Source organism: Mycobacterium sp. AMU20-3851, from assembly GCF_043974665.1.
Classification (GTDB): domain Bacteria; phylum Actinomycetota; class Actinomycetes; order Mycobacteriales; family Mycobacteriaceae; genus Mycobacterium.
The window spans coordinates 1,380,721-1,394,462 of sequence record NZ_CP146371.1; the positions used below are offsets into that span (position 1 = coordinate 1,380,721).

The 13,742-nt window shown below is 67.5% G+C and carries 10 protein-coding genes; 5 read left to right on the forward strand and 5 right to left on the reverse strand.

The features are described 5' to 3' along the window. Positions 1-12 precede the first annotated feature (12 nt). On the reverse strand, positions 13-819 hold the full coding sequence (locus V4U86_RS06815; protein WP_395310518.1) for an amino acid ABC transporter ATP-binding protein: 807 nt from the start codon (positions 817-819) through the stop codon (positions 13-15). A gap of 300 nt (positions 820-1,119) precedes the next feature. Between V4U86_RS06815 and V4U86_RS06820 the strand changes: the two genes are divergently transcribed. Both V4U86_RS06820 and V4U86_RS06825 read left to right on the forward strand, forming a co-directional pair. Then, the gene (locus V4U86_RS06820) at positions 1,120-2,076 is read left to right on the forward strand and encodes a dihydrodipicolinate synthase family protein (protein ID WP_395310519.1); all 957 of its coding nucleotides are present in this window, start codon (positions 1,120-1,122) and stop codon (positions 2,074-2,076) included. Continuing rightward, entirely contained in the window at positions 2,069-2,758 is a 690-nt protein-coding gene (locus tag V4U86_RS06825; protein ID WP_395310520.1) for a GntR family transcriptional regulator, read from the forward strand. The genes V4U86_RS06820 and V4U86_RS06825 overlap by 8 nt, the downstream gene beginning before the upstream one ends. 344 nt (positions 2,759-3,102) lie before the next feature. Here V4U86_RS06825 and istB read toward each other — a convergent pair whose 3' ends face one another. From istB to V4U86_RS06840, 3 genes are all read right to left on the reverse strand, one after another. Next, complete coding sequence (istB, locus tag V4U86_RS06830) at positions 3,103-3,885, reverse strand: IS21-like element helper ATPase IstB (RefSeq protein WP_395307447.1); 783 nt, start codon at positions 3,883-3,885, stop codon at positions 3,103-3,105. Positions 3,886-3,887: 2 nt separating this feature from the next. Continuing rightward, positions 3,888-5,120 (reverse strand): IS21 family transposase, encoded by a 1,233-nt coding sequence (gene istA / locus V4U86_RS06835; protein WP_395311938.1) that lies wholly within the window; start codon positions 5,118-5,120, stop codon positions 3,888-3,890. 125 nt (positions 5,121-5,245) lie between these two features. Next, the gene (locus tag V4U86_RS06840) at positions 5,246-6,406 is read right to left on the reverse strand and encodes a hypothetical protein (protein WP_395310521.1); all 1,161 of its coding nucleotides are present in this window, start codon (positions 6,404-6,406) and stop codon (positions 5,246-5,248) included. A gap of 184 nt (positions 6,407-6,590) precedes the next feature. On the opposite strand from V4U86_RS06840, the gene V4U86_RS06845 reads away from it, so the two are divergent. Genes V4U86_RS06845 through V4U86_RS06855 form a run of 3 tightly spaced genes read left to right on the forward strand, consistent with a single transcriptional unit; the run spans position 6,591 to position 12,381 of the window. Further along, positions 6,591-9,167: an ABC transporter ATP-binding protein/permease gene (locus V4U86_RS06845; protein ID WP_395310522.1), complete on the forward strand. Its 2,577-nt coding sequence runs from the start codon at positions 6,591-6,593 to the stop codon at positions 9,165-9,167. Then, complete coding sequence (locus tag V4U86_RS06850; RefSeq protein WP_395310523.1) at positions 9,164-10,903, forward strand: ABC transporter ATP-binding protein; 1,740 nt, start codon at positions 9,164-9,166, stop codon at positions 10,901-10,903. The genes V4U86_RS06845 and V4U86_RS06850 overlap by 4 nt, the downstream gene beginning before the upstream one ends. 50 nt (positions 10,904-10,953) lie before the next feature. Then, entirely contained in the window at positions 10,954-12,381 is a 1,428-nt protein-coding gene (locus tag V4U86_RS06855) for an aldehyde dehydrogenase family protein (RefSeq protein ID WP_395310524.1), read from the forward strand. On the opposite strand, the gene V4U86_RS06860 is transcribed toward V4U86_RS06855, so the two are convergent. Beyond that, positions 12,378-13,742 carry an FAD-binding oxidoreductase gene (locus V4U86_RS06860; RefSeq protein WP_395310525.1) on the reverse strand — a complete coding sequence of 455 codons (1,365 nt, stop codon included), beginning with the start codon at positions 13,740-13,742 and terminating at the stop codon, positions 12,378-12,380. The two genes, V4U86_RS06855 and V4U86_RS06860, sit on opposite strands and share 4 nt — an antisense overlap.

The following is a 13,742-nucleotide window of genomic DNA, read 5'->3' on the forward strand; positions in this document are numbered from 1 at the left end:
GAGGAATCTTGCTCAGTTCGCCGAGCGGCGAAGGTGCTCCTTGAAGAACGTCTTGGCGGCGTCGTGGGTGCACTTCTCGACAACATCACGGGGTGGACCTTGTTCGACGATGACGCCTTCGTGCATGAAAATCATGGCGTCGGAGACGTCTTCGGCGAATTGGAGTTCATGGGTGACGATCACCATCGTCATACCGGTCTGGCTGATTCGCTTGATCATGCGCAGAACATCCTGGGTGGATTCCGGATCCAACGCTGAAGTCGGCTCGTCGAACAACAGAATCTCCGGTCGGCTTCCCAGCGCACGGGCGAGAGCAACCCGCTGCTGTTGACCGCCGGAAAGTGTCTTGGGCAAAGAAAGAGCCTTGTCGCGTAGGCCGACTTCCTCGAGCAGTTCCAGCGTACGGGTGTAGGCCTCGCGCTGAGGAACGCCACCACCTTGGATCATCGGCATGGCAACGTTCTCCGCCACCGTCAGGTGTGGGAAAACATTGAAGCTTTGAAACAGCATGCCGACCTCGCGGCGAAACTTGGCCATGTCACGACGGCGCTTCAGGACATTTTCGCGAAAGATGGTGGTGCCGTGCACGTCGATCTGGCCGCCGCTCGGGGTCTCCAACAGATTCAAGCAGCGCAGCAACGTGCTCTTACCGCTGCCACTCTTGCCGAGAATGCTCACCACTTGACCCGGCGCAACATCAAGATCCACGCCGCGAAGTACTTTGAGCTCGCCAAAGGATTTGGTCAGGTTGCGCACTCGGATGGCCGGCAGAGATGGTTCGTCGGCTGGCGGGCCAGTCGACACGTGCGGGGCGGGCATGTTGGGACGCTCCTTCGCTAGCTTCAACGTTGCGCTCTCGCGCGGTGAACGTGTCGCTGTCTGTTGGGACGGCGTGGGTGCCGCGAACAGGTGCGCTCTTAGGAGTAATCAGGTGCCGCGCGGCGTCTCAGTGGAACCATAAGCCGCGAGTGCCCACATCCGCAAGGATTGAGGGCTCAAAACCGATCGGATTCACAACTCGCCGCGCGGCGGTGGTGTAGTTAAAGGAGGCTAGGCGTTAGATTCAGGGGATATCCGATAGGATTTGATCGATCAATCGTCCGAAACGGGAGTGCTTAAGTGGGACTTTTCGGTGTCGAAGGAACATGGCACGGTGTCATTGCTGCGCCGATGACCCCGTTCACCAGCAACTTGGCCAGTGTGAACCATGTGCGGTACGCGGAGCAGGTGGATTTTCTGATTCGAACGGGAGTGCCCGCCTTGGCTCCTGCGCTACACATCGGCGAATCCCCGAGTCTCACCGACGCGGAGCGGGTCGCGCTTGTGAGTGCCACGCTGGAGACGGCCGAAGGGCGTGTCCCCGTCATCGCAAACGTGAGCTCGTCATCAACGTTGGAAGCGGTACGGCTCGCTGAATTGGCTCAGGAGGCCGGCGCGGCCGCAGTTATCGTCGCCTCTCCCTACTACTGGCGGCCAACAGGGTCGGCGTTGGTGGCGCATCTGACTACCATCGCCAATAGCGTTGATCTGCAAGTCATCCCGTATCTTTACCCGGGAGACCTGTCGATCGACTCTTTCGCCGACCTGCTCGATTCGGTTTCCGGGGTAGCCGCGGTCAAATCGGGTGACTTCGACCTTCAGGTCCTCACGGAGATGTGCCGAGTTGCGAGTTCCATCCGTTCCGACTTCTCCGTCTTGGCCGGTGTTGAATATCCTCTCGCGATGGCGTCTGTCGGTGGGGCTGGTTCTTTCTCTGCGTTGGGCGTCGTGGCGCCGCGGCTGGTATCCGAGCTTTCCGCCGCAGTCGTTCGCGGTGATATCGCGGCGGCTCTTCCCCTACAACACAAGGCTTCCGAACTCTGGCTACTGCTGCGTGCGAATTACCCCGCGCGAGTGAAGGCCGCTGCCGCCATCATGGGCCGCGACCTGGGGCCGACGCGCCCACCTGTGTGTGCGTTGGATTCCGACCAAGTGGCCACCTTGGCGGGACGCCTGGAACAGATTGGCCTCGTCGAGTCGGAGCCGCACGGTTGGCTTGTGCCCACAATCGGCGACGGAAGCCATTCGGGTGAATAACTTCTCCCCTGATTCATCCATCAAGGAACAGCTTGGTGGACAAGCCCTCAGCGGTGATGTCTATGAGCGAATTCTCTCGGATCTGATGATGCTCAACATCGAACCCGGCGAGCGACTCTCGGTCGACTCGTTGGCGCGCCGGATGGGGGTGTCTCAAACCCCCATCCGTCAAGCCCTGGGCCGACTGGAGAGTGAGGGTTTGGTGACAAGCGCGCACCTCAAAGGTTTTCGGGCTACCGGGCTTCTGACTCGACCCCAACTTGATGCATTGCTCGAGGTGCGGCTTCTCCTTGAACCGTTCGCCGCCAGGTCCGCAGCCTCTACTGCGACAGATGAGCAAATTGCGCAGATCGCAGAGGCGGTGCAGGCAATGGCGTCAGGTGATGGTGTCTCGCCGCAGGACGCACGCAGCTACGCCGAAGCCGACGCGCACATTCACGCCCTCGTGGCCGAGGCTGGGGGTAATCCAATTGTGCGTGACACACTGTCGAGATTGCATTCGCATCTGCACATATTTCGGCTGCGTCGCGATGCCGTTGTGGTCGACGAAGCGAATGCCGAACACAAGATTCTCATTGAGGCGATCGCTCGTCGCGATGCGCACGGCGCGGATGCCGCCATGCGCACCCACATCGAGAAGGCTCGCGACCGCATCCTCGAGACGGTCTGGCGAGACAGCTGAGGTGGCCTTCGGACTTACCTGGTTGGCTATGACTTCTCGTCGCATGATTCGAACCGCCATTGGCCTTGCGCAATGCCCGGTACGAATCGGAACCAACTCGCCGGACATCTGCATGACCTACGTCTAGTTGAAGTTCTCCGGCGTGAAGCCGCTGGCATCTGTATAGGTCGGCGGCGGCAACCAGCCCGGTTGACTGGGAAACACCGTTTCTGCCCGAACCGGATACTTCTCGCTTACTGATGATCTGTTCATTTGCGTCCTAGCAACCGCTCGGTGTAGCTCTGTTGACGACGGTCGAAAAGTAGGCCAGAAGCGACGGTGAAAAGTAGGCCACGTGGTCGTGGTTATTGTGCCGTGTTGTCGGCTCTGGCGGAGGGCAAGGTGTCGATTCCGGTGTCTTTGAGCCGATAGCTGGAGCCTTTGAGGGTCAGGACGTCGGCGTGGTGCACGATGCGGTCGATCATCGCCGCGGCCACCACTTGGTCTCCAAACACGTCGCCCCAGCGGGCGAAGGGCAGGTTCGAGGTCAGGATCAGTGAGGCGTGCTCGTAGCGGCTGGAGACGAGTTGGAAGAACAGGTTCGCCGCGTCCTGCTCGAAGGGGATGTAGCCGACCTCGTCGACGACGAGCAGACCGATGCGCCGCAGCTTGACCAGCTCGGCAGGGAGCCGCCCGGCGTTGTGGGCGGCTTTGAGTCGGGCCACCCAATCCACCGCGGTGGCGAACGCGATGCGGTGCCCGGTCTGGGCAGCTTTGACCGCTAATCCGATCGCGAGGTGGGTCTTGCCAGTTCCGGGCGGCCCGAGGAGAACGACGTTGGAGGCCTTGGCCAGGAACGCGCCGGTGCCCAGGTGGGCGATCATGTCCCGGTTCAGCGCCGGCTGGTGATCGAAGTTGAAGTCCTCCAACGATTTGCGAGTCGGGAAACCGGCGGATCGGATACGCGTCGCCGCGCCGGAGGCTTCCCGGGCCGCGACCTCCCGTGACAGGACCGCGGCGAGGTATTCCTCGTGGGTCCAGCCCGCGTCGCGGGCTTGCTCGGCCAGCCGGGCAGCCGAGTCGCGGATGCGCGGCGCCTTGAGAGCCTGGGCGTAGTGCAGGACGGCCTTCATCGGATCCTCGGCCATGCTTATGCCACCTCACCATCGGAAGTGACTGTGCCCGTCGTGAAGTCGACGCCGAACGCCCGGTCGTAGTCAGCCAGGTCGCGCACCAGCTGATCACCTGCCGCCGGAGGCGGGCCGGCCTGGAACTGGTGGCGCAGCACCGCGGCAGCCTGCACGTGGGTGGGATCGGTGAGGGTTTGTCGCGCCGCCCAGCAGCGGTCGTGAGCCGCCAGCAGGCGCCCTGACCGGGTCACCGTCACACGGCTCAGGGTGGTGCTCACCTCGACGAGTTGGCCGATCGCATGGGGGTCCACGGAGTAGTCATTGCCGGCCACCCGCACGTAGTAGTCGCGTCCCAGCCGCACCGAGGTCACCGTCTCGACGGTCGGCGGCACCGGTGGTAGCGCCAGCATGTGCGCGCGATCGATATCGAGGAAGTCGACCGGACGACCATCCAACACCCGCACCCGTCGGTTGTTGGCAAGCGGAAGCCACTGCCCGAGCTGATCATTGAAGTCGTGCGGTGAGCTGAAGCTGCGACCGGGCAGAAACGAGGTCTCCAGATACCGGTTGACTCGCTCCACCATTCCTTTGGATTCGGGGTCGTTAGGCTTCATCTGCACCAGTCGCGACCCCAGCGTGCCCACCAAGGCCGTCACGGGTTCGCTCAATCGGCCGCGACGGCCGATCCCGGCTTCGTTGTCCCACCACAACTCGTGGGGCACCGTGGTGAAGTTCTGCGAGAGCAGCTGCCACATCCCGGCCACGAGGTCCATGGTTTGGCGCGAGGGCAGCATCACCGCGGCGACGAACCGCGAGAACGCGGCCACCATCACCAGCACCGGCAGCATCGCCTCCTGACCGAACCCGACCGCAATCCTCGGTGCCGGGAACCACAGGTCGCACTGGATCACCCGACCCGGCGGATGCTCGAGGCGATCGACCGGATCAGCAGGCAGATACTCCGGACGGATCGCCCGGACCCGCTCCCGGAACCAGGAGATCGAGCCGGTCCAGCCGACCCGCTCGGCGAGCACCGTCGCCGGCATCCGGGGATAAACCGACAACAACGCCCGAAGCCGCGGCTCCACCTCGGTGATCGCCGACGGACCTGCCGCCCGCTCGTACTTCGGCGGACCATCACTGGCCAACGCGCTGGCCACCGTGTCTCGCGCGATGCTCAGCTCTCGTGCGATAGCCCGCTGCGACAACCCTTCGCTGCGGTGAAGGTGCCGGATCAAGGCCCAGTCTTCCAAGGAGATCACCCATCCAATCTGATTGGGTGGCCTACTTTTCAACCGTCGCGACTGGCCGGATTTTCAACCGTCGTCAACAAGCTCCTGTGTGCACCCGAGTGCAGCCTTGATCCGAGTTGACGGAGTTAGAGCGCAAGAGCTGGGCGGGCCGCACCACACACCGTCAGCGCCCCCGGCCCGTGCGGCTGCTGCACCGCGGCGCCGGTGCCGACGAGGCACCGCTGATCGCCCGTCTCGGTTGCCGAGCGCGGCAGCTCCCCGAGCACCGCTTCCCGGCGCACCAGCGGGGCGTTGCCGGTCAGCACCAGCACCACGGCGAAGCCGTCGTGATCGCCGGTGGTCACGGCATCGGTGTTGTACGCGTTCTCCAGCGGCACCAGCCCGCCGTAGGTCGCCTGTCCGCTGGCGACCAGTTGCTGCACCAGTGCGTCGCGGGCGTGATTGGACGACACGTAGACGTGCCCGGGCAGCAGCCCGGAGAAGCCGACCTTCTCGGTGCTGAACGAACCGGTCCACACGAATCCCGCGTCGGTCTGTGCCGGCGCGGGCCCGAACAGCCGGCCGTGATCGTTGGGGAACAGGAAGAAGTTGTTGGAGTAGGCCAGCAGCGGACCGGTGGGTTTCTGCCCGTAGGCCGTGCCGTCGATGCGGCCCCGGAAACCGAAGCTGTGCAGGTACTGCGCCGGGAACCCGGACCGCAGCATCGCGTTGTTGACGTTGCGGGCCGCCTGCGCGGACGTCGTCGAATGCGGGTCGACGATGATGACGTTGACCGACTCCAGCAGCGTCTTGCCCTGGTAGCGCTTGCCGCCCCAGTTCGCGATCTGGTCGCCCGCCTTCAACATCCACTTACCGATCTCACCGTACGGCGTGGACACCGCGTCCGTCGGAGCCGGGGGTGCAACCTCGGCTTCGATCTCGGCTTCGGCGAGATCCGCGGCATCCTGGGCGGAGACCGTGCGCAGGCCGGGCCGGCGAAGCGGTGGCGCTTCGTCGCGTTCGGTGGCGCGCACCCGGGAACCGCGGACCGAGATCGGGTCCGACAACCGTGCGCCGGCCCGGGGCAGTGCAGCGGGAGTATCCCGCTCGTCGTCGGGCGGGCTGCCCGACTCCGGCGAAGGTGAGGATTCTTGAGCCGACGTGCTCGTCGTACCGCCGTCCGCGGGACCGTCGGCATACGCCACGCCGGCACCGGCCAGCGCCATGGCGGCGGACAGGACCGCAATGACCCAGACTCGGAGCGCCAGCGACCGGGCGTATCCGGCGTCGTGCCTCTTCCCAGCCATCGGCGTCATCCCTCTGCGGGGCGAACTCCCCGCCTGCGCGAGCGATCTTCGGCACGGGCAGCTTATCGGCGGGAGGGCCCCGGTGTCTGTCCATCGATCACCTGACCGCCCACCTTGAAGGCAAGTAAGGCTAGCCTTGCCCAGGACGTCGAAGCATCTGCTGGACAGAAAAGGGGGAACGCCGATGGCACGCGGACTCCAGGGCGTGATGATGCGCGGTTTCGGGGCACGCGACCACCAGGTCACCGTGCTGGGAACCGAGCGGTTGGCCCCGCACTGCCTGCGCATCCGGATGGTCTCACCGACGGTGTTCGAGGATTCCAACACCGACCCGACCTCCTGGCTGCGGTTCTGGTTCCCCGACCCGGCCGGCAGCGACACCGAGTTCCAGCGCGCCTACACGCTGTCCGAGGCCGATCCCGAGACCGGGCACTTCGCCGTCGACTTCCTGCTGCACGAGCCCGCCGGCCCGGCGTCCACCTGGGCGGCCGGCGTGCAGCCCGGCGCCACCATCGCCGTCATGGTGATGGGATCGCGGGGCTTCTCGGTCCCCGAGGCGCCCGAGGACCGCCCCGCCGGTTACCTGCTGATCGGTGACGGCGCCTCGCAGCCCGCCATCAACAGCATCATCGGGGCCGTCCCGCATGACATCCCGATCGAGGTCTACCTCGAACAGCACTCCGAGGACGACGTACTGCTCCCGCTCGCCGAGCACCCTCGACTGCGCGTGCACCGGGTGCCCCGCGTGGACGACGGATCCCTGGCCGCCGCCATCGAAACCCGGGACTGGTCCAACTGGTACGCCTGGGCCGGCCCGGAGGCCGGTGCGCTGAAGAACCTGCGCACCCGGCTGCGCGACGAGTTCGGTTTCCCCAAACAGGAGATCCACGCCCAGGCCTACTGGACCGAGGGCCGCGCCATGGGCAGCAAGCGCGGCGACGAGAAGAGCGAGCCACCCAAGCCCAAGCCGGCGCCCAAACCCCAGCCCGAGGCCCCGGCCGCGAAACCCGCTGCCGCCGCGTCGGGTACCTGGCGCGCCCAGGCCGCCGGCCGGCTGCTGGCGCCACTGAAGCGCAAACTCATCATCTCCGGTGTGCTGCAGGCGCTGATCACCCTGATCGAGCTGGCCCCGTTCGTGCTGCTGGTCGAGCTGGCCCGGCTGCTGCTCATCGGTGCCGGGGCCGACCGGCTGTGGGACCTCGGGATCGCCGCCGTCGCGCTGCTGGGCACCGGCACCTTCCTGACCGCCGCGCTGGCGCTGTGGCTGCACCGCATCGACGCGCACTTCGCCCGCGACCTGCGCAGCCGACTACTGACCAAGATGTCCCGACTTCCGTTGGGCTGGTTCACCGCTCGCGGATCGGGCTCGATAAAGCAACTCGTCCAGGACGACACCCTGTCCCTGCACTACCTGATCACCCACGCCATCCCGGACGCGGTGGCCGCGGTCATCGCCCCGGTCGCGGTGCTGGTGTACCTGTTCATCGTCGACTGGCGGATCGCGCTGGCCCTGTTCGGGCCGGTCCTGGCCTATCTGGTGCTGATGACGGTGATGTCCATCCAGTCCGGCGCCAAGATGGTCGCCGCCCCGCGCTGGGCGGAGCGGATGAACGGTGAGGCCGGCGCCTACCTCGAAGGCCAACCGGTGGTGCGGATCTTCGGCGGGGCCGCCTCGTCCAGCTTCCGTAACCGGCTCGACGAGTACATCGGCTTCCTGGTCGACTGGCAGCGCCCGTTCGTCGGCAAGAAGACCCTGATGGATCTGGTGACCAGGCCGACCACTTTCCTGTGGTTGATCCTGATCGTAGGTACCCCGCTGGTCGTCGGCGGCCGGATGGATCCGGTGGACCTGCTGCCGTTCCTGTTGCTGGGCACCACCTTCGGCGCGCGGCTGCTGGGCATCGGCTACGGCGTCGCCGGTATCCAGGGCGGCATGTTGGCCGCCCGGCGGGTGCAGAGCGCGCTCGACGAACCCGAGTTGACCGTGCGCGACCAGGACCGGCCCGCGACCGGGGACGGCACCGTGGTCTTCTCCGGCGTCACCTTCGGCTACCGCCCCGAGGTCCCGGTCATCAAGAACATCGACCTCACGCTGCGCCCGGGCACGGTCACCGCGCTGGTCGGCCCGTCCGGCTCGGGCAAGTCCACACTGGCCGCGCTGCTGGCCCGCTTCCACGATGTGCAGCAGGGCGCGATCACCGTCGGCGGTGCGGACATCCGCGCGCTGACCGCCGACGAGCTGTACCGCCGCATCGGCTTCGTGCTGCAGGAGACCCAGCTGGTGCACGGCACCGCCGCGGAGAACATCGCGCTCGCCCGCCCGGACGCCGACGCGGCGGCCGTCACCGCCGCGGCCACCGACGCCCAGATCCACGAGCGTATCCAGCGCCTGCCCGACGGCTACGACACCGTGCTCGGTGCCGGCTCCGGACTGTCCGGCGGTGAGCGGCAACGTCTGACCATCGCCCGGGCCATCCTCGCCGACACCCCGGTGCTGATCCTCGACGAGGCCACCGCCTTCGCCGACCCGGAGTCCGAATACCTTGTGCAGCAGGCGCTGAACCGGCTGACCCGGGACCGCACCGTGCTCGTCATCGCGCACCGGCTGCACACCATCACCCACGCCGACCAGATCGTGGTGCTCGACGACGGCGAGATCGCCGAGATCGGTACCCACGACGAACTGCTGGCCGCCGACGGCCGTTACCGAGCGCTCTGGCAGTCCGGGGCGGCGCAGCCGGAACAGGAGGCGCTCCGATGATCCGCACACTGCTGGCCCTCATCCCCGACGACCGGCGCGGCCGGGTCTGGCTCTACACCGCGCTCACCGTCACCTCGGTGCTGCTGCGTGCCGTCGGCGTCGTGCTGCTGGTGCCGCTGGTCGCGGCGCTGTTCAGCGACACCCCGGCCGACGCCTGGCCCTGGCTCGGCTGGCTGACCGCGCTGACCGTGCTGGGGTGGGTGGCCGACACCAGCACCGCGCGGCTGGGTTTCGACATCGGTTTCGCGGTGCTCGACAGAACCCAGCACGATATGGCCGACCGGCTGCCGAACATCCAGCTGGACTGGCTGACCCACGAGAACACCGCGACCACCCGGCAGGCCATCGCCGCGACCGGTCCCGAGATCGTCGGCCTGGTGGTCAATCTGTTGACCCCGCTGATCGGTGCGGTGCTGCTGCCCGCGGCGATCGCGGCGGCGTTGCTGGTGGTGTCGGTTCCGCTCGGGCTCGCGGCGTTCGCCGGGGTGGCGGTGCTGCTGGGCGCGCTGTGGTTGTCCGGTCGGCTGAGCCGCACCGCCGACCAGCGGGCGGGAGAGGCCAACAGCGCCTTCACCGAGCGCATCATCGAATTCGCCCGGACCCAACAGGCGCTGCGCGCGGCGCGCCGGGTGGAACCGGCCCGCAGCCTGGTGGGCAGCGCGCTGGCGGCCCAGCACGGAGCCGGTCTGCGGCTGCTGACCATGCAGATCCCCGGGCAGCTGCTGTTCAGCCTGGCCAGCCAGCTAGCCCTGATCGTCTCGGCGGGCGCCACCACGCTGCTCACCGTGCGTGGGGAACTCGCCGTGCCGGAAGCGATTGCGCTGATCGTGGTGATCGCCCGTTACCTGGAGCCCTTCTCGGTGCTCAGCGACCTCTCCGGGGCACTGGAGTCCACCCGCGCGACGCTGGCCCGCATCCAGCAGGTGCTCGACGCGCCCACCCGCTCGGCCGGGGCGTCGACGCTGCCGGATCCCGCGGTCGCACCGCGGATCACGTTCCAGGACGTCACCTTCGGCTACGGCGAAGACCCGGTGCTCGACGGGGTCAGCTTCACCCTGGAACCGGGCAGCACCACCGCCATCGTCGGACCGTCCGGATCCGGGAAGAGCACCATCCTCGGCCTGATCGCCGGACTGCACGAACCCGACCGGGGCCGGGTGCTGTTCGACGACGTCGATCTGGCCACCCTGGACCCGGAGGCCCGCCGCGCCGCGGTCAGCGTGGTGTTCCAGCACCCCTATCTGTTCGACGGGTCGCTGCGCGACAACATCCTCGTCGGCGACCCGGCTGCCGATGCGGACACCCTGGCCGGCGCCACCCGGCTGGCCCGGGTGGACGAGCTGACCGGCCGGCTGCCCGACGGGGAGCAGACCTCGGTCGGGGAGGCCGGTTCGGCGCTGTCCGGCGGTGAGCGTCAGCGCGTCAGCATCGCCCGAGCCCTGGTGAAACCGGCGCCGGTGCTCCTGGTCGACGAGGCCACCAGCGCCCTGGACACCGAGAACGAGGCGGCCGTCGTCGACGCGCTGACCGCCGATCTGCGCCCGCGCACCCGGGTCATCGTGGCGCACCGGCTGGCCAGCATCCGGCACGCCGACCGGGTGCTGTTCGTCGACGGCGGCCGCATCGTCGAGGACGGCACCATTCCCGAGCTGCTCGCCGAGGACGGCGCGGCGCACCGGTTCCGGGAGTTCTGGAGCCAGCAGCACGCGGCGGCGGACTGGCAGATCACCGCCTGATTCCCGGCGAACGGGTCCGAAAACCGTGTCGACCTAGCAAGGTTGTCAGCATGCGTGAATACCTCCAGTTCTTCATCGACGGTAAATGGGTCGACCCGGTGGCTCCGGCCACCCTGGACGTCGACAACCCCCGCACCGAGCAGGTGTCCGGACGGATCGCCCTCGGCTCGGCGGCCGACGTCGACCTCGCGGTGCAGGCCGCGCAGCGTGCCTTCCCGAGCTGGTCGAGCACCACCCGGGAGGACCGCCTCGCCGTGCTGGGCGCGATCCTCGCCGAGTACCAGAAGCGGATGAGTGACCTGGCCGACGCGGTCGGTGAAGAGATGGGTGCCCCGCCGGGACTCGCCGGCGGGCCGCAGGTCAACCTGGGCATCGGCCACCTGGCGGCCGCGATCGAGGCGCTGAAGAACTTCGAATTCGAAACCGACCGGGGTTCCACCCGGGTGATCAAGGAGCCGATCGGCGTCTGCGGGCTCATCACCCCGTGGAACTGGCCGCTGAACCAGATCGCGGCCAAGGTCTACCCGGCGCTGGCGGCGGGTTGCACCATGGTGCTCAAGCCGTCGGAGGTGGCGCCGTATTCGGGCCAGATCTTCTCCGAGATCATCGACGCCGCCGGCGTTCCGGCCGGCGTGTACAACATGATCTTCGGTGACGGTCCGGGCGTCGGCTCGGCGATCTCCAGTCACCCGGGCATCGACATGGTGTCCTTCACCGGTTCCACCCGCGCCGGTATCGAGGTGGCTCGCAACGCGGCGCCCACCGTCAAGCGGGTCAGCCAGGAACTCGGCGGAAAGAGCCCCAACATCATCCTCGATGACGAGGCCTTCGCCCAGGGCGTCGCGGCCGGCGTCAGCACCATGATGCTCAACAGCGGGCAGAGCTGTAACGCCCCGTCACGGATGCTGGTCCCCAACTCCCGGATGGAGGAGGCGATCGCGATCGCCGAACAGATCGGCGCCTCGGTCCGGGTCGGCGACCTGTCCGACGAGAAGGCCATCGGGCCGGTCGCCTCGAAGGTGCAATACGACAAGATCCAACGCCTCATCCAGGCCGGAATCGACGCCGGCGCCGACCTCGTGGTGGGCGGCACCGGCCGGCCGGACGGGCTGGACACCGGCTACTACGTCAAGCCGACGGTGTTCGCCAACGTCTCCAACGACATGGTGATCGCCCGCGAGGAGATTTTCGGGCCGGTGCTGTGCATCCTGGGCTACGAGGACCTCGACGACGCCGTCGAGATCGCCAACGACACCGAATACGGTCTGGCCGGTTACGTCTGGTCCGCCGATATCGAGCGGGCCCGTGCGGTGGCCCGTCGGATCCGCGCCGGGTCGGTCGCGATCAACCACGCGTTCGACATCAACGCGCCGTTCGGCGGCTACAAGACCAGTGGGAACGGCCGGGAATGGGGCGATTTCGGCTTCCACGAGTACCTCGAGGTGAAGGCCGCCCTCGGCTACGCGCCGGCGAGCTAGAACCCGGCCCCGGGGTTGAGAATGCCGTCCGGATCGAGCGCGGTCTTGATCCGGCGGTTCAACTCCATCGCCTCGGGGCCCAGATAGCCTGCCAGCCAAGGCTTCTTCAGCCTGCCCACCCCGTGCTCACCGGTGATCGTGCCGCCCAGAGCCACCGCCAGGTCCATGATCTCGCCGAACGCCACCTCGGCCCGGCGGGCCATATCGGCGTCGGCGGGGTCGAACACGATCAACGGGTGGGTGTTGCCGTCCCCGGCGTGCGCGATCACCGAGATCAGCAGGTCGTGGCTCGCGGCGATCTTCTCGATGCCCGCGACGAGCGCGGACAGCGCCGGAAGCGGCACACCGACGTCCTCCAGCAGCAGCGACCCTTTGGCCTCCACCGCCGGGATGGCATAGCGCCGGGCCGCCACGAACGCCTCGCCCTCGGCCGGGTCGGCGGTCGAGAACACCTCGGTGGCACCGGCTTCGGTGAACACCCGGGCCATGAACTCGGCGTCCTCGGCGCCGGCCGGCCCGCGGTCGTCCGAGGCCGCGACCATCATCGCCGCGGCGCTGCGGTCCAGGCCCATCTTCAGCTTGTCCTCGACGGCGTTGATCGCCGCGGCGTCCATGAACTCCAGCATCGAGGGCCGGATCTTGTTGGTGATGGTCACCACCGCATCGGCGGCGGCCTGCACCGCATCGAAGGTGGCCACCACCGTGCACGGGGTGTGCTGGGGCGGCAGCAGTCGCAGCGTCACCTCGGTGATCACCCCGAGGGTGCCTTCACTGCCCACGAAGAGCTTCGTCAGGCTCAGTCCCGCAACGTCTTTGAGTCGCGGACCGCCGAGCCGCACGGCGGTGCCGTCGGCCAGCACCACCTGCAGGCCGAGCACGTAGTCGGTGGTCACCCCGTACTTGACGCAGCACAGCCCGCCGGCGTTGGTGGCGATGTTGCCGCCGATGCTGCAGATCTCGAACGAGGACGGGTCCGGCGGGTACCACAACCCGTACTCGGCGACGGCCTTCTTCACCTCGGCGTTGAGCAGACCGGGCTGCGCGACGGCGGTCCGGGTGGCCGGGTCCACGGTGATATCGCGCATCCGCTCGGTGGACAGCACCACCGCACCGTCGAGCGCCGTCGCCCCGCCGGACAGGCCGGTGCCGGCACCGCGCGGGATGACCGCGACGCGGTTGGCCGTGGCCCAGCGCATCACGGTCTGCACCTCGTCGGTGCGTTGCGGACGGACCACCGCCAGCGCGGTCCCCGCAGCGGGGTCGGCGGCACGGTCCTGCCGGTAGGACGCCACGATGTCGGGATCGGTGACGACCGTGCCCTCGGGTAGTGCGGCCAACAGGTCATCCAGCGCGGAACTCAC